This window comes from Brachyspira pulli, from assembly GCF_036997785.1.
Classification (GTDB): domain Bacteria; phylum Spirochaetota; class Brachyspiria; order Brachyspirales; family Brachyspiraceae; genus Brachyspira; species Brachyspira pulli.
Genome location: NZ_JAWLQI010000043.1, coordinates 11,804 through 28,609, shown reverse-complemented (window position 1 = coordinate 28,609; position 16,806 = coordinate 11,804). Strand labels below are relative to the sequence as shown.

Sequence of the window (16,806 nt, the reverse complement as noted above, 5' to 3'; positions counted from 1 at the left end):
GAAAATTGACAAAATATAGTTGTTTAGGTATATACTAAGAATTTTTAACTTTGTCAATTTTTTATTGTTCTTTTTCCCGCCGCACGCCACAGGCGGACAGCGTCAAAGAACCAAAAAGTGCAAGTGTAAAAATTAGTACTAAATCATACTAAAAATGTCTTACATGTAATATAATTTATTAAATTAAAGCCCAAATGTAGCCTTTTTGCTTCTTTGGGGCACAAAAAGAAGTGGGGTCTGGGGCAAAGCCCCAGATATAAAATTAAAAATATAAATTTATTTTTGACAAAATATAGTTGTTTAGGTATATACTAAAAATTTTTAAGTTTGTCAATATTTATCTTTTTTATTTTATTGTTTATGGTGGCTTTGCCCACCGCTCTGCGTGCTTATGCAACACCCAGTTCTTTTTGTGACCAAAAGAACCTATATCCTCGACAGGCTCGGATACGCTTCGCGAAAGACTGCATTTTTAGTCAGAATATAGTTTTTATCTTAATATTTAAATAAAACTTAATAATATTTTATATTATTAATAAATAAAAATTACATTCATGAATAACTCAAAATTGACAAAATATAGTTGTTTAGTTATATACTTATAAAAATTGAATATAAAAATGAACAGTATTTAATTATTATATAAAGAAGATAATATTTTATTGTCTTAATGATAATTGACTTTGATATTTAATATTGTATTATATAAATATAATTATTTTAAGGATATAAAAATGATTTTTGATTATAAAGGTATAACTAATAAAAATAAAGATTTAATATTCATTGCTGGCCCTTGTGTAATAGAAAGTGAAGAAATGACAATGACTATAGCAAAGAAATTAAAAGAAATAAAAGATAAATTAAATATACAATTAGTTTTAAAAGGCAGTTTTGATAAAGCTAATAGAACTTCTCTTTCATCTTTTAGAGGTTTAGGAATGAAAGAAGGACTTGAAATACTTCAAAATGCCGGAAAGGAATTTAATCTTCCTACTTTAACAGATATACATGTTCCAACAGATGCAGAAGAAGTTGCAAAGTATGTTGACTTTTTACAGATTCCAGCTTTTTTATGCAGACAAACAGATATGCTTAGAGCAGCATGCGAAACAGGAAAAGCTGTTAATGTTAAGAAAGGTCAGTTTATAAGCGGTTATGATTGTAAATACATAGCTGATAAATGTTCTGATGCTATTAATGAAAAAAGACTCTTTTTATGTGAAAGAGGTACTATGTTTGGTTATGGTAATTTGATTGTAGATATGAAAAATTTGGAGATAATGAAAAATTATGCTCCTGTTATGTATGATGCTACTCATTCACTTCAAATGCCTTCTGCTAATAATGGACAGTCTGGAGGAGCTAGAGAATTTATACCTGCTATATTGAAATCTGCTGTTGCTTTGGGAATAGACGCTGTATTTATGGAGGTGCATCCTAATCCTGATAAAAGCCCTTCAGATTCTAGAACTATATTTGATTTGAATAAGGTTGAGGAATTGTGGACTCAGGTTATAAAGATTAATGATTTAGTTAAGAGTTTGTAATTAATGTATACAATTTATTGTTAACTTTATTGAATATAATATGTTCTGTTTAAATTAAATACGTTTTGCCAGATTTGGTATATACTGAAAATTTTTAAGTTTGTCATTTTTTTATTCAACTTTTTCCCGCCGTAAAAAGTTGCTTATATCCTCGACAAGCTCGGATACGCTTCGCGAAAGTGCAATTATAAAATTAGTACTAAATCATACTAAAATTGTTTTACATGTAAGATAGGTTATTAATTTGAGCTAAAATATAGTCCTTCGCCGAAGGCGGGCTGTGCCTGCTTCTTTGGGTCACGCCAAAGGCACTCCCTTCGGTCGCAAAAGAAGTGGGGGTGTTACGAAGTACGCAGAGCGGTGGGGCTAGTCCCCACAAACAATAAAATTAAAAAAACTAAAATTGACAAAATCTAATTTTTTAGGTATATACTGAAAATTTTTAGGTTTGTCAACTGATGCACTTTATATAGAATTATCTACTTTTTTGCCGCACACGCTCTGCGGACTTCGTCAAAGTAGCAAAAAACGCAATTGCTAGAACTTTATATTTTAAGAATATGTATTAAATATGGGTAATACCCTTGTTTTAGGTACACCTTGCCGCAGGCACGCAGAGCGAACGAATAATTTTAGGGATTAAAAAAATATATTTCCTAAAATTATTAGCGTCTGCTAAATTTATTTAGCAGAGCCCTATAGTGAATAATTTTAGGAATTTAAAAAATATATTTCCTAAAATTATTAGCGTCTGCTAAATTTATTTAGCAGAGCCCTAGAGCGAATAATTTTATGAATTTTAAAAATATATTTCCTAAAATTATAATTGTCTGCTAAATTTATTTGGCAGAGCCCTAGAGCGAATAATTTTAGGAATTTTAAAAATATATTTCCTAAAATTATGAGCGTCTGCTAAATTTATTTAGCAGAGCCATATAGTGAATAATTTTAGGAATTTTAAATAGGAGAAAATTAATTAAAATATGAAAAAGATAGTTATTATACTTGCTTCAAGATTAGGTTCTACAAGACTTCCGCAAAAAGCATTAAAAAAAATGGCTGATTGTGATAGTATGCTTGAGCTTATTATTAAAAGATTAAGAAGTTCTAAAAGAGCTAATGATGTAGTTGTGGCTACAGAAGAAAAATCTTATGAAGCATTTAAAAATATATTTGATAAATTACAATGCAATTATTTTATAGGAAGCGAAGAAGATGTTCTTGACAGATATACTAAAGCAGCTGAAAAATTTAATGCTGATATAGTTGTACGTGCCACCGGAGATAATCCTTTAGTTAGTGTTAAGGCTTTGGATATGATCATTGATTATCATATAGAAAATAATGCTGATTTAAGCCATTATGATTTACTTCCTTACGGCAGCGGAGTAGAGGTAATAAATTATGAAGCATTAAAAAAGGCTAATGATAGTTCTAAAGATAGTTTTGAACATGAACATATTACACAGTATCATTATAGAAATCCAGATAAATTCAAAATAGAAAATCCGAAAGTAGATGAGGAATTTGCTATGCCTGAATTAAGAACTACAGTTGATACCATAGATGATTATAATAATGTATGCAAAATCTTTGAAAAATATAATAATGATATATATGTTGATGTTGATACTATTATAAGCGATATAAGAAATGGAAAATAGTAAAATAGAGGATAAAGAAAATTGTTATTATGTTTATATAATACTTTGTGAAGATGATTCTTATTACACGGGTATTACTAACGATCTTATAAATAGATTCAATAAACATTCAAAGGGTAGGGGAGCTAATTATACTAAACTTAGAAAACCTTTAAAATTTTTGTCTGCTTGGAAGGTTGAAAATATTAGTATTGCTTTGAAAATAGAACATTATATAAAAAGTAAAAATAAAAAAATAAAAATTTTATTCGTAAAAAATAATAGGCTTCTTAAAACTTATTATATTAGAGATATGAAAAAGAAAAATAAAGATTTCAATGATAATATAAGTATTAGAAGTTTAAGTAAAAAAAATATAGATCATATAAATAATATGCTTGTTATTGAATAGTTAAAAAAATGCATATAAAAATCAATAATATTTTTTATTAATTCTATTATATAATCATAAAATTAAATTAGTTAATATTTAGTTTATCTTTATTGTTTTTATTTTATAATTTCCTTTATATACATTTTATAATTGTATAGTATAAAAACGCTCGCCGTGTGGCTTCCCTTACCGCATTGCTAACATTTAAGATAGTCCACTATAGGTGCTGTTTACTACTCGCCGTAGTGGCACCCCGCACGGAATTGCCAACCTTATAGACAGTCTGCTATACGTGCAGTTTATTACCTTTCATCACACATTTCAAAATCTACTCTGTTCCATATTTTCTTTGCGTATGCTACGTATAGAATGCGGTTAAAAATTAGAAATGAAATACTCAAGAAACACTATAATAATAAAAAGTTTTTTTGTCCCCCTTCGGGGAATGAGTTTAAAAACAGTGGGACGTATATACAATAAACTTCCTAAATTAGGAAAGTTTTCGTCCCCCCGACCGAAGGAAGTACCCTTGTGGTATTCGGGGAATGAGTTTAAAAACCCAAACCAGATGCATATAGCGAAGATCTCGAATATCACAGGTTTTCGTCCCCCCGACCGAAGGAAGTACCCTTGTGGTATTCGGGGAATGAGTTTAAAAACGAGTTGATTAACACTCGTACACGCCAAATAATAGGTATTGGTTTTCGTCCCCCCGACCGAAGGAAGTGCCCTTGTGGTATTCGGGGAATGAGTTTAAAAACTATCGAATTATCATAATTCTCCTGTCTTTTTAAATATCTATTGGTTTTCGTCCCCCTTCGGGGAATGAGTTTAAAAAACTTACATGATGACTTTGGGTCATGAAATAGGTCACATATTCTTGTTTTCGTCCCCTGCCGAAGGCACACAGCGTGCAGACTGAAAGGAGCCTACTCGGTCGCGGGGAATGAGTTTAAAAACTTAGACTCAATAGGCTTATTGGTAAGAGCTCATGCAATAGAGTTTTCATCCCCCCGACCGTAGGAAGTGCCCTTGTGGTATTCGGGGAATGAGTTTAAAAACAGGTAGAATTACACGAGAAGAAAAGAAACTTCTCAAAGATTCGTTTTCGTCCCCTGACCGTAGGGAACCTACTTGGCTTCGGGGAATGAGTTTAAAAACAATTGTCTTGGTAATAAATCTTCTTTCACCGTTGAAATAGACGGTTTTCGTCCCCTGACCGTAGGGAACCTACTTGGCTTCGGGGAATGAGTTTAAAAACCATCATTGGCTACAATATTGCCAATGATGAAATTGGTATGTTTTCGTCCCCCTTCGGGGAATGAGTTTAAAAACTAAATGCTGCGGCATTGAATTCTGGAGAGCCGAAAACGGGTTTTCGTCCCCTGACCGTAGGGAACCTACTTGGCTTCGGGGAATGAGTTTAAAAACTTGAGGCATGGAAAATTTCTTTTCCTAAGGCTAATATAATAAAGTTTTCGTCCCCCCGACCGAAGGAAGTACCCTTGTGGTATTCGGGGAATGAGTTTAAAAACTGGATTCCTAATGGACTTTTTAGTGCAGATGAATGTATCGAGTTTTCGTCCCCCTTCGGGGAATGAGTTTAAAAACTATTTTGTTTACAGATGATATAGAATTGAGAAAAACTGAGAGTTTTCGTCCCCCCGACCGAAGGAAGTACCCTTGTGGTATTCGGGGAATGAGTTTAAAAACAGGATTGACTTCTGATGGAAGTAGAAAGCTCACTAAATATGTTTTCGTCCCCCTTCGGGGAATGAGTTTAAAAACCCGTAATTTTTTCTTAAATTTTTTGTAAAAATTTAGTAATATTTCTTTACAATACGAGATTTTTAAACTAGTTTCTTCTTATATATGTTTTTAAACTCATTATGTAATTATCAATTCTCTTTGTAAATTCGCTTTACTTTCGCCCAGCTATGTAATTATCAAGCTGTTTTCTATGTAATTATCAAAAAATCACCCTCTCGTGCGAAATTGATATGTCAAAGAGCCGATGCATATATTATAGTACTTTTTACACCGTTTTTCAACTATTCCATAATATTAAATAATTTTCTAAAAAATTTTATTAAATAGTTTTCAAATATAACTATTATTTGACAATTATATTGTTTTGTTATATCATCAATTAATAAAAAATATATTAAAGGAATTATTATGTCTTCTTTAAATACTCAAATAAGAAAAGATATAGTAAGTATGGTTTATAATGCCAATTCAGGACATATAGGAGGTTCTTTATCATTGGTAGAAATAATGCATACACTATATTTTAAGATTATGAATATTGATCCTAAAAATCCCAAAATGGAAGGTAGGGATATACTTATAATGTCTAAAGGACATGCTTCTGCAGTTCTTTATTCTACATTAGCACATAGAGGCTATTTTTCAACAGATGAACTTTTAACTTACAGAAAATTAGGTTCAAGATTACAAGGACACCCTTCTAAAAAGAATTTAGAATGTATCGAAGCTTCAACAGGTTCTCTTGGTCAGGGAGTTTGTATAGCAGTTGGTGCAGCTTTGGGATATAAACTAGATAAAAAAGACGGAAAAATATTTGCTATAGCAGGAGACGGAGAAGCTCAGGAAGGTACTTTCTGGGAATCAGCTATGGCTGCTGCTAATTATAAATTGGATAATTATACACTTATAATAGATAATAATGGCTTACAAATAGACGGTAAGAATGAAGATGTTATGTGTCTTGGTGATTTGGAAGCTAAAATGAAAGCATTTGGTTTTGAAACTTATGTTGTTGACGGACATAATGAAAAAGAACTTGAAGAAGTATTTAGTAAAAAAGTTTCTGGAAAGCCAAAATGTGTAATTGCTAAAACAGTAAAAGGTAAAGGCGTTTCATTTATGGAAAATGCTGTAGGCTGGCATGGTAAGGCTCCAAGTAAGGAAGAATACGAAAAAGCTATGGAAGAGTTAAATAAACTTGATTAATAGTTAATGAATAATAATATCAAAATTAAGGAATAAACTTATGGAAAAAAAGGCAATAAGAAATGCTTATGGTGAGGCTTTGAAACGCCTTGGTGAAATAAATAAAAATGTTGTTGTTTTAGATGCTGACTTATCAGGTTCTACTATGACAAAAACTTTTAAATCTGCTTTCCCTGAGAGATTTTTTAATATGGGAATAGCTGAACAAGATATGATGGGTGCTGCTGCTGGACTTGCTATAGCTGGTAAAATACCTTTTGCTTCTACTTTTGCTATGTTTGGAGCAGGTAGAGCTTTTGAAATTATAAGAAACTCTATTTGTTATCCTAAACTTAATGTAAAAGTAGCTGTAACACATGCTGGTATATCAGTAGGTGAAGACGGTGCAAGCCATCAAAGCATTGAAGATATATCTATTATGCGTTCTATACCAAATATGACAGTAATAGTTCCTTGTGATGCTGTTGAAGCAGAAAAAGCAGTATTTGCAGCTGCTGAATTTAACGGCCCTTGTTATTTAAGAATGGCTAGACCTGCTACAAATATCATTACAAAAGAGGATACTCCTTTTACAATTGGTAAAGCTAATGTTTTAAGAGAAGGTAAAGATGTATGTGTATTTGCTACTGGAATATTAGTGGCAGAGGCTTTAGATGCTGCTGCAATGGCTGAAAAAGACGGTATATCTGTTACTGTTGTTAATATTCATACTATTAAACCTATAGACAGAGAAGTTGTTGTTGATATGGCTAAAAAACATAAAAAGCTTATTAGTATTGAAGAGCATTCTATTATAGGAGGACTTGGTTCTGCTATATCTGAAGTTTTAACTGATGAATATCCTTCTAAATTAATAAGACTTGGTATAAAAGATACTTTTGGCGAATCTGGTACAGTAGATGAGCTTATGAATAAATACGGACTTACTTCTAAAGCTCTTTATGAAGCTATAAAATAATAATTGATTTTATAAAAGTATAAAAAAGGAATGATATTAAAAACATATCATTCCTTTTTTATTGATTTTTGGATTTTTAATAATTATTCAATACTAGTTATTTTACCTGTTTTATTGTATTCTTCTAATAAGTCCTTTATATCACCTCTGCAGCTCCAACAGGTAATACCAGCTTTTGTACAATGCATAACTTCTTCAAGTGTTTTTAAATCTTTTTCTTTAATAGCTTTTATAACTTCTCCATATTTTATATTTTTACAAAAGCATAAAGTACTCTTTGCAGTTTTTTCAAACATAAAAATCTCCAAAATTATTAATAATGCATTGTTATTTTAACAGAATGGAGAATAAAATCAATACATTACAATTATTTTATATTTTAAAGAATTTACCAAAAGCAAACCATAATTGTAATGTTATTATACCGTATAATATTAAACATAATCCAAGAACAACACTAACATAAACAGCCCCAAGTATAGGATTGAATGTTAAAATAATACCAGCAATCAAAGTAAGAATTCCGCTTAATATAGAAAGTCCCCATTGACTGTAGCCTAGTTTCTTTAATTCTATAGAAGAAGATATAGCAACAACACCTCTTACTATTACAAAGAAAGCAACCATATAAGGTATAAATGCACCGCTTATTTGTAAATGAGATATTATTATAATACCACATATTGTTGATACAATACCATCTAATAGAATTAATGTTGAACCTGATTTATCTCTTAAGCTAAAGAAATAGAATATAGCACTTATTCCTGAGAATATTGTTAAAAATCCTATTATATAAGCTAACATTAATACTGTTTCTATCGGATTAAACAATGTAGCTATGCCAGATAATATTAATAATATACCAAAAATCAACCACAAAACTCTTCCTAATTTTCCCATAATCTAATTCCTTTTTTATAAAATTTTACTATAAAATCAATGATAATTAATGTTTTAAAAAAAGCAATATCAAATTATAATTTTAAATGAATTTTTATTTTATTATGATAATTATTTTTATAGTATAATTTCCGATAATATTTACGATGGATAACAATGAAGAATTAGAAATAGTGCATACACCCGTTATGCTTAAAGAGGTTTTAAGTTTTATACCAGAAAAATCAAAAATAGCTGTTGACGCCACATTAGGTGAGGGCGGTCACACAAAAGCTATGCTTGATTTAAATCTTGAAGTACATAGTTTTGAAAGAGATTCTAATATACTTGAAATAGCTAAAAAAAGATTGTCAGGATATGAGAAATTTCATTACTATAATAATACTTATGATAAAATGCTGGAAGAACTTTATGAAGCAGTAATAGGAAATGTTGATTTTATGCTGTATGATTTAGGTGTTTCATTATTCCATTTTAAAAAAGCTGAAAGAGGATTTTCATTCAAAGAAAATGTAATGCTTGATATGAGGCTTGGTATTAATGATAAAAGTGCATACGATGTTATTAATGGATACAGTGAAGAAGAATTAGAAAGAATATTTAGAGAGTATGGTGAAATTAATAATGCCAGAAAAATAGCTAAAATTATAATAAAAGAAAGAAATAAAAGAAAAATAGAAACATCTAAAGATTTAGAAAATATAATATTTCATAATACAGATAAATCACAAAGATACGGAAAAATTCACCCTGCGACTTTGGTTTTTCAGGCTATAAGAATAGAAGTTAATGATGAGCTTAATATATTAGAAAAATCTATACTAAATATACCAAATATATTAAATGATAATGGGGTAGTGGCTGTAATGAGTTATCATTCTTTGGAAGATAGGATAGTTAAGAAGTTTTTTAAGGAAAATGAGAAAACTAAGAATAAAGACGGCATATTTAAACTTCTAAATAATAAAGTGATAACTCCGACAAATGAAGAAATAAATTCTAACCCAGCAAGCAGAAGTGCTAAAATGAGAGTGGCACAGTTTATTAAAAATGGTAATGATGGAGAATAATATATGTCTAAAGTGCAAAATAGAACTCAAATAGATAAAGATATTACAACAGATGATAAGAAAACTTATTCGTTTGGATCTGTGTTTATTGTTATAATTTTATTTGTAATTATTATTAGCATATTTACTTTTGCTAGAAATGTTAAAGCTAATGAAATACTTAGAGAAATGTCAAGATTAGACAGGGAAATAGAAACTTTAGAGAAGGAAGTTAAAGTATTAAGTGCTGAAGAAGCAGAATATTCATCTCCAAATAGATTTATAGAAATGGCTATTATTAATGGATTTACATCTGTAACTGGCGATAATAATGATATATTATACTTAAAAATAGAGTCAGATAATAAAGAATTAAATAATGATGTTAAAGAAAACAATCAAGATACATCAAAATAAGTATTAAATATAATTAATTAGAATCAGAATATATTTTTAGATATTATTAATCTGCTGTGACATTCTTTTTTTCTCAATTTGTGCTATTAATGCCTTATCAAATTCTTTAGCACTATTGTATCCCATTTCTTCTTTTAGGCGTAGATTTTTAGCAGCAGTTTCTATTAAAATACATATATTTCTTCCGGAACGAACAGGTATTTTTAAGTATGGTACTTCTGTGTTTAAAATACTATAAGTTTTATCATATAGCCCAGTTCTTTCATATTGTTCATCATCTTTCCAATGTTCTAGTTCTATAATCAAATCTAATTTCTTTCTATTTCTAATAGCACTCATACCAGAAAGTCTTTCTATATTTACAACTCCTATACCTCTAACTTCCATAAAATGTCCGGTATATTCATTCTTTGTACCTATTATTCTTCCATCTCTTAATTTAGTAAATGCAACAATATCATCAGCTATTAATCTATGACCTTTAGAAATTAGTTCTAATGTAGCCTCACTTTTACCAACACCGCTTTTACCTAAAATAAGAATTCCTACACCAAATACTTCTACAAATCCGCCATGAATAGTGAAGGATTCAAGGAATTTTTCTTCTGCCAATGCTTCTATGCCAGTTATAAGGTCACATGTTTTTAATTCACTTATAATAACACAAATATTATTTTTTTTAGCAATTTCAATAAATGATTCTGGAGGTGTTATATTATATGTGAAGATACATATTGGAATTTTATAACTTAATAATTCTTCAAATATATCAATTTTATTTTCTTCATTAAGAGTAAGCACATAATTGGCTTCACCCTTACCAAATATTTGAATTCTTTCAAATGCAAAATCTTTAAAATATTTGAATAATGCCATACCAGGTCTATTTATATCTAGACTAAATATTTCATTTTCCATACCAGCTAAGCCGGTTAAACGTCTAATTTTTAAATAATTATTTCTATTTTCATTAAGTTCTAAGAATTCACTAACCTTTAATTTTGGCATTATATTTTCATTTCCTCTTTAGCAATAAGTTCCATTATTTCATCAGGTTTTTCAGCATTTATAAGTTTTTCTAAGAAATGCGGATTATCTCTAAGTATTTTAGCTATAGCAGTTAAAACTTTTAGATTCTCACTAGCAGAGTTTTTAGGAGCAAGAAGCATAAATACAGCAAATACTTTTTTCTTATCAACAGATTTGTAATTAATACCATTTTTGATAGTAGCAACACTAAGAACTATACTTTTTACAGCATCTGTTTTAGCATGAGGTATTGCAATACCGTTACCAACTCCAGTACTCATCAATTGTTCTCTTGCTATAATTGCATGCTCAGCTTCTTCTTTATTTATGAGCAAGCCGCAGCTATCTAACCTTTCAACCATTTTGGAGAGGAGATGCTCTTTATCCGTCTCCTGTACATCTATCATTATAGATTCTTTATTAATGTAATCTATCAAATTCATATATTATTTCCTCCAAAATGGTTATTATCTTAGTTAATTTTTTTGATTAAATATCAAACATTCTTATTAATACAAAAGAATTATCGGATTCTTTGTATAAAGCTTCTGCTTGTTCTGTTATACTGCTTATATAAACAACAAATTTTTTATCTGGATTATCAGTTAAATAGTTAACAGCTTCACTGACATTGTATTCTTTAATAAGGTAATTTTCACTCTTACTAGCATCAATATTATTGTCAGGTGTTACACTAACTTCATCTATGTTCCAGTATTCTTCATTATGATATATTTCTAATACTTTGTTGTCATCGCCTTTAAATAAAAATACAGGGAATTTTCCTATTTTAATGCTGTATAAATCATCGCCTTGTTTTATAGGTAAATAAGCCATATAAGGTCTTTTATCAGCATTAAAATGAAGTACTGCATCTAATTCATCTAAAGGTTTTTCATATATACCAACAGAAGTAATAGAATAAGCATCATCTTCATCATCTGTCTGTACGCTTTTATCTACTACAACTCTTTGACTTCTATCAATATTTCTTTCTTTGGATTTTCTTATTTCTCTTTCTATTTTTTGAAACATAGCATCTATTGCTACATATAAGTCTTTTTCTTTTTCTTTGTCATGGAATACTTTTTTACCAAAGGCAATAGTTCCTTGTACTGTATACTCCCCATGCATATAGTCACATATAATATTGGCGTCTATTATTCTGTCAGCATGAATTTTGATATTTTGCATCTTATTTGCTATATGTTGTCTAACATTTTTAGTAATTCTTACATTCTTTCCAATGATATTTTGATGCATAAAATCTCCTTTTATTTTATCTGTTTCTTGATGAAAAAATATTCATACTATTTCTGTATTTGGCTATTGTTCTTCTTGATATTTCAATGCCTTCACTTTTTAGTATTAATCTAATTTTCTCATCACTTAGCTTTGTTGGAGAGTTTTCTATAATTCTTTTTATAATTTCTTTAACACTTCTAGAACCAAGCCCGCCACTAATGGCCCTAGAGAAAAAATATTTTATAGAAAAAGTACCCCAAACTGTGTTAAGATATTTGCCGTTAGCTATTCTGCTTATTGTCGATTCGCTTAAATCAACTTCTAAGGACATATCTTTCAAAGTTAGCGGCTTTATAAACTCTTTTCCATATTCAAAGAAATCTATCTGAAACTTAAGCAAAGCTTCGCCTATCTTTAATAAAGTTTTTTTCCTTTCATTAGTAGCATTAATAAGGCTTTCAGCTTCTTTCTTTTTTTCTTTCAAAAAGTTTATGCTATCTTTACTTTTTTCTCTATCTAATAGTTTAATATATTTTTTGCTAATTTTCAAGGGGGAGATAAAAGTTTCATCTGTTTTTACAAGCCAAATTCCATTTTCTTTTAAAATAAATAATTCCGGAACTATATATTTTACAGTAGATGTATCATATTCTCTAGCGGGGTAGGGTTCTAATGTTTGTATTAATTTTAATGCTTTAATAATAGTATCTTTTTCTACGCCAATATTTGAAGCTATATAATCATAGTCTTTTTTTGATAATTTGTCTAAGTAATGCTCTACAATATTTATCGCTATATCATATATACTTAAATCTTTTTCTGTGCTTTCTTTTTTCTTTATGCGTAATTGTATAGCAAGACATTCATTAATATTTTTAGCTGCTACTCCATAAGGATCAAATGTTTTTATTATAGATACTATTTTTTCAACTTCTGATATAGATACATTTAATATATTAGATATTTCATCATTACTTATTGTAAGGTATCCATCTTGATTTATAAAACTGCATATTTGCTGAGCTAATTCTATTTCTTTTTTATTGTTAAAAGTTATTTCTATTTGGCTTTTTAAATGTGAAAATAAACTTTCTTTTCCGCTATCAACTGTATTTTCTATTATAGAATTAATATCTGCTGATGAAGAAGAAGATTTTGGAGAAGAAGATTTAAAATCATATTCCAGAAATGGATTATCTTCCATTGCTTTTTCTATTTTTTCTTTTAATTCAACAGCAGGAGCAGATATAACATCAAGCCAAATTCTAGTTTGATAATTCAGCCTTAAATCATTTTTTATAGCGGTTCTTAAAGATGTATTCGCTGATAAAGATGTATTATTAATCATAGAATCCTAAAGATAAATAATAAATCATTGTACTTATAAACCTAGGTGCTATATCAAAAGGAGATAGTAAATTTCCAAATCTGTTATGCTCACCAAGTTCATAGAATTTTATATTATCTATTACTAAATCTTCTTCATTAAGAACACAATTAATTTCACATGCTATATTTAATATATTATCTAATAAATAATAGCTGGCATATTCATTAAAATATTCTGCTTTAATATCTAATTCTTTTAATAATTTATCCATATATTTTAATGATATCTTTTTGCCTTTGAAAGATATTATAGCATTATTTTCTATATCGCTTTCTTGTATAATATTTCTTCCTAATTTTATTTGATCTATAGGCTGCATTATTTCATACAATTCTATTTGTTTTTTCCAAGTTTGATAGTATTCTTCATCACTATCAGCTGGGTGATATAATGAAATATAATACTTTATCTTTTGAGGAAGCTCGTATAAGTCTTCTTCTATAGAACTTAAAGAACCATCTTCCATATATCTGAAACAGTCTATTAAATGTCCATATTCATCATATACTCCCCATATAAATGCAAAAGTAAAGTATTGCATAATAGGGTTTTCAACAAATACTTCAAAAAATGTTTCATAATCCCATTTTCTGCCGTTGAACATAACTTTTTTTAGTTTTTCTTTTTGATAATTAATTATTGCATCTAAAGAATTACGAATATTAATTAAATCTTTTTTGGCATCAATAACACGTCTTTCATCATCGCCTTCTATAGCATCAGGCAATTCTTTTAATATTTTATGGTTGGTATTATCTATTATTTCTAAATAAGAATCACTTAATAATTGAAGTGTAAAGCTTTGTTTTCCATAGCGTATAGTCTTATTTCTTTCTATATTGAATCCTAAGCTAGGAAGTACTTTATCAAATAAATTATCAACAGGTATATTCAAGCATTCTGAAGCCTTTTTGAATGATTCCATAGCTGCACTTTTTAGCTTTTTGTTTTTTGACATATAAATAATATTATTTATTATCATTAAAGCAAATTTTTCACCATTCATAGCTATAGCAGGTATTATATATGATGCCAAAGATGATTGGAAATTATCATGCCAATATTCTATTTTATCATATAAGTTTACTATTTGATTATAGTCAGCATAAATACAATAAGGCAATATGATATTTTTTTGCTTTTCATCATTTCCATTATCTATCCAATATTTATATACATTTTCAAGTGTCTCTCTTAATGAATTCATATCAAATAAATCAACTATTTTATCTATGTCTTTTATTCTATAAGGCTCATCAAGAAGCATATACTCTAATAATATATATTTGATAACTTTTACTGGAACTTTTGTTTTTTTGTCTTTTCTTAATACAACATTCGATATTAAAGAATCATCTATAAAATCTATTAAATGTTCATAATCATCATCATAATAATCATCTATATATTGATTAACTTCTTCTATTGAATTAAATTTAAATCCTTTTCTGTTGTAATTCCATTTCTTTATTATATGTTTTAAACGGAATTGAACATCTTTTCTATAAGCATGTATACTGCTTTCTATATAATGTCTTGAATTGTACTCATCTTTTTCTATTAGATTTAAAACTGCATCTAATAATTCTTTATTTTTTAAATGAAGTACATAACAAAGTGCAGAATAATTAGTTAATCCTGCTTTGTCTTTTTTGTATAGAAGTTCTAAAAAGTCTATAAGAGCATAACTTTTATGAGAAACAGCTTTTAAAAATTGCTTATCATGGAACATCTCTAATATTGTATCAGCATTTTTATTAATAAGTTTTAACATATACTGCTGACTAAAAATATATATAGGGTAGGTGTATATGTAAGTGATAATTAAATCTTTTAAATCTAATCCGTATCCCTCTAAATATTCTAGTATTTCTTTTAATCTAGTATTATAGAATTCTTTTCTGTCTTTTATCATTAAAGGTATTACTAAATTGTATGGCAATGAATTTAATAAAGCTCTTATAACTTTTCTTGCTTTTTCATTGTAATCATACATTAATACCATTATTTTAGTTGTGAATATAACGTCATTAGTCATATTTATAGATATATCATATTTATCTATACCTTCTAATAACTCAAATATATTTTCTGACTTTTTATTGTATATTTTTTCCAAGCTATTTTTCAAATTTTCTATGAAATAATCTATGCTATTATCAAGTATACTAATATCAGCATTTTCATCTTTAGCATTAAGAAGCACGCATGTTAATACAACTTTCATTTCTATAACATAAGGTATTTCAACAGATTTTAATATATTTGAAAGTCTATAGAATGATTCTTTGTTATTTTGGTATAATTCTTTTATACCATCAAAAAATTTATTTGAATTTACTAATACATTATAATCTAAATATTTTATTAAAAATATAAAGCATTTAGGTATATTAAAATCTTGTAAATATGACAAGAACTCATTAAAATTCAAATTTTGGAATTTATGACTTAAATTTTTCCTTGTAAGGAAAAATAATCTTATCATATAAGCAAAATTGATAAGCAAATCTTTATTTGAAAGAATTAAATTATTTTCTAATAATTCAATAAATCTTTTTTGAATTTTTTCATCTCTATCTATTATAGCAAATAAAGAAAGCATACTATCTACATAATCAACTTTATAAGAATATTCTAATAAAGCATCTATTTTACTGTAATCATTATTGTATATTTTTATAGAGAATGCCATTAAAGCAATTAATATATTTTCTCCGTATTCTGAAGTAATTTCATATATAGTTGAATTACATACAGATGCCATATAATTTTCAGTTTCTTCAGGAAAATATTTTTTAGCATAATGATAATATATCAATATGTGCATTTTAGCATTTATTACTTCATTTGAAATAGGGTTTATACTGTATGAATGTCTTTTATATTCTCTATTCCAATCATTAATTTTTTCTAAAGATATACATTTTAATAGAGCTTCTTTTACAGTTAATCCTGATATTATATTTATAACTAATATTTCAAAAATATATATATTTTCTATATCATGCATGGATATAACTTTAAATAACCTAATTAAAGCTTCATTATTCTTATCCATCTCATATAATTCAAGTAATTGTGAATATATGCTATGATTATTTGATATAGAATATACAATATTTTTAGAGTCGAATTCTATTGTATCAGTTTCACCAAAGACATATTTTTTTATATCATCTATATATGGGTGTTTTTTAAAAATATCATCTATATAACTTTTGTCGATGCTCATAGTATAGCCTTAAAATA

At 28.1% G+C, this 16,806-nt stretch carries 14 protein-coding genes; 7 read left to right on the top strand and 7 right to left on the bottom strand.

The features are described 5' to 3' along the window. Positions 1 to 734: 734 nt before the first annotated feature. The 5 genes from kdsA to R4K56_RS10070 all read left to right on the top strand — a co-directional run bounded on the left by kdsA (position 735) and on the right by R4K56_RS10070 (position 7,521). Complete coding sequence (gene kdsA / locus R4K56_RS10090) at positions 735 to 1,550, top strand: 3-deoxy-8-phosphooctulonate synthase (protein WP_335772477.1); 816 nt, start codon at positions 735 to 737, stop codon at positions 1,548 to 1,550. 983 nt (positions 1,551 to 2,533) lie between these two features. Further along, the gene (locus tag R4K56_RS10085; RefSeq protein WP_335772476.1) at positions 2,534 to 3,214 is read left to right on the top strand and encodes a cytidylyltransferase domain-containing protein; all 681 of its coding nucleotides are present in this window, start codon (positions 2,534 to 2,536) and stop codon (positions 3,212 to 3,214) included. Continuing rightward, the gene (locus R4K56_RS10080) at positions 3,204 to 3,605 is read left to right on the top strand and encodes a GIY-YIG nuclease family protein (RefSeq protein WP_335756564.1); all 402 of its coding nucleotides are present in this window, start codon (positions 3,204 to 3,206) and stop codon (positions 3,603 to 3,605) included. The genes R4K56_RS10085 and R4K56_RS10080 overlap by 11 nt, the downstream gene beginning before the upstream one ends. A 2,160-nt stretch (positions 3,606 to 5,765) precedes the next feature. Next, complete coding sequence (locus R4K56_RS10075) at positions 5,766 to 6,563, top strand: transketolase (protein ID WP_335772475.1); 798 nt, start codon at positions 5,766 to 5,768, stop codon at positions 6,561 to 6,563. Between the two features lie 40 nt (positions 6,564 to 6,603). Continuing rightward, the gene (locus R4K56_RS10070) at positions 6,604 to 7,521 is read left to right on the top strand and encodes a transketolase family protein (RefSeq protein WP_335756566.1); all 918 of its coding nucleotides are present in this window, start codon (positions 6,604 to 6,606) and stop codon (positions 7,519 to 7,521) included. A gap of 83 nt (positions 7,522 to 7,604) precedes the next feature. On the opposite strand, the gene R4K56_RS10065 is transcribed toward R4K56_RS10070, so the two are convergent. Together R4K56_RS10065 and R4K56_RS10060 are read right to left on the bottom strand one after the other, a co-directional pair. Further along, the gene (locus R4K56_RS10065; RefSeq protein WP_297298208.1) at positions 7,605 to 7,817 is read right to left on the bottom strand and encodes a (2Fe-2S)-binding protein; all 213 of its coding nucleotides are present in this window, start codon (positions 7,815 to 7,817) and stop codon (positions 7,605 to 7,607) included. 76 nt (positions 7,818 to 7,893) lie between these two features. Continuing rightward, positions 7,894 to 8,424 carry an HdeD family acid-resistance protein gene (locus R4K56_RS10060; protein ID WP_335772474.1) on the bottom strand — a complete coding sequence of 177 codons (531 nt, stop codon included), beginning with the start codon at positions 8,422 to 8,424 and terminating at the stop codon, positions 7,894 to 7,896. Positions 8,425 to 8,570: 146 nt separating this feature from the next. Here R4K56_RS10060 and rsmH point away from each other — a divergent pair, with 146 nt between their 5' ends. Both rsmH and R4K56_RS10050 read left to right on the top strand, forming a co-directional pair. Continuing rightward, complete coding sequence (rsmH, locus tag R4K56_RS10055; protein WP_335772473.1) at positions 8,571 to 9,494, top strand: 16S rRNA (cytosine(1402)-N(4))-methyltransferase RsmH; 924 nt, start codon at positions 8,571 to 8,573, stop codon at positions 9,492 to 9,494. A 3-nt stretch (positions 9,495 to 9,497) separates the two neighbouring features. Then, on the top strand, positions 9,498 to 9,890 hold the full coding sequence (locus R4K56_RS10050; protein ID WP_335772472.1) for a septation ring formation regulator EzrA: 393 nt from the start codon (positions 9,498 to 9,500) through the stop codon (positions 9,888 to 9,890). A 36-nt stretch (positions 9,891 to 9,926) separates the two neighbouring features. Here R4K56_RS10050 and hprK read toward each other — a convergent pair whose 3' ends face one another. The 5 genes from hprK to R4K56_RS10025 are packed head-to-tail and all read right to left on the bottom strand — an operon-like array spanning position 9,927 to position 16,789. Further along, on the bottom strand, positions 9,927 to 10,898 hold the full coding sequence (gene hprK, locus R4K56_RS10045; RefSeq protein WP_335756570.1) for an HPr(Ser) kinase/phosphatase: 972 nt from the start codon (positions 10,896 to 10,898) through the stop codon (positions 9,927 to 9,929). Next, entirely contained in the window at positions 10,898 to 11,362 is a 465-nt protein-coding gene (locus R4K56_RS10040) for a PTS sugar transporter subunit IIA (protein WP_297298218.1), read from the bottom strand. Before R4K56_RS10040 ends, hprK begins: the two co-directional genes overlap by 1 nt. A gap of 46 nt (positions 11,363 to 11,408) precedes the next feature. Beyond that, a complete protein-coding gene (gene hpf / locus R4K56_RS10035; RefSeq protein ID WP_335772471.1) occupies positions 11,409 to 12,182 on the bottom strand; it encodes a ribosome hibernation-promoting factor, HPF/YfiA family in 774 nt (257 codons plus the stop codon). Positions 12,183 to 12,198: 16 nt separating this feature from the next. After that, positions 12,199 to 13,512 (bottom strand): RNA polymerase factor sigma-54, encoded by a 1,314-nt coding sequence (gene rpoN, locus R4K56_RS10030; protein WP_335772470.1) that lies wholly within the window; start codon positions 13,510 to 13,512, stop codon positions 12,199 to 12,201. Beyond that, positions 13,505 to 16,789 (bottom strand): DUF4132 domain-containing protein, encoded by a 3,285-nt coding sequence (locus R4K56_RS10025; protein WP_335772469.1) that lies wholly within the window; start codon positions 16,787 to 16,789, stop codon positions 13,505 to 13,507. Before R4K56_RS10025 ends, rpoN begins: the two co-directional genes overlap by 8 nt. Between the last annotated feature and the right edge of the window lie 17 nt (positions 16,790 to 16,806).

Coding starts and splice junctions, on each gene's coding strand:
- R4K56_RS10060 (WP_335772474.1), bottom strand. CDS start 8,424: ATGGGAAAATTAGGAAGAGTTTTGTGGTTGATTTTTGGTATATTATTA.
- R4K56_RS10050 (WP_335772472.1), top strand. CDS start 9,498: ATGTCTAAAGTGCAAAATAGAACTCAAATAGATAAAGATATTACAACA.
- R4K56_RS10075 (WP_335772475.1), top strand. CDS start 5,766: ATGTCTTCTTTAAATACTCAAATAAGAAAAGATATAGTAAGTATGGTT.
- R4K56_RS10065 (WP_297298208.1), bottom strand. CDS start 7,817: ATGTTTGAAAAAACTGCAAAGAGTACTTTATGCTTTTGTAAAAATATA.
- rpoN (WP_335772470.1), bottom strand. CDS start 13,512: ATGATTAATAATACATCTTTATCAGCGAATACATCTTTAAGAACCGCT.
- R4K56_RS10040 (WP_297298218.1), bottom strand. CDS start 11,362: ATGAATTTGATAGATTACATTAATAAAGAATCTATAATGATAGATGTA.
- hprK (WP_335756570.1), bottom strand. CDS start 10,898: ATGCCAAAATTAAAGGTTAGTGAATTCTTAGAACTTAATGAAAATAGA.
- R4K56_RS10025 (WP_335772469.1), bottom strand. CDS start 16,789: ATGAGCATCGACAAAAGTTATATAGATGATATTTTTAAAAAACACCCA.
- R4K56_RS10080 (WP_335756564.1), top strand. CDS start 3,204: ATGGAAAATAGTAAAATAGAGGATAAAGAAAATTGTTATTATGTTTAT.
- hpf (WP_335772471.1), bottom strand. CDS start 12,182: ATGCATCAAAATATCATTGGAAAGAATGTAAGAATTACTAAAAATGTT.
- R4K56_RS10085 (WP_335772476.1), top strand. CDS start 2,534: ATGAAAAAGATAGTTATTATACTTGCTTCAAGATTAGGTTCTACAAGA.
- R4K56_RS10070 (WP_335756566.1), top strand. CDS start 6,604: ATGGAAAAAAAGGCAATAAGAAATGCTTATGGTGAGGCTTTGAAACGC.
- rsmH (WP_335772473.1), top strand. CDS start 8,571: ATGGATAACAATGAAGAATTAGAAATAGTGCATACACCCGTTATGCTT.
- kdsA (WP_335772477.1), top strand. CDS start 735: ATGATTTTTGATTATAAAGGTATAACTAATAAAAATAAAGATTTAATA.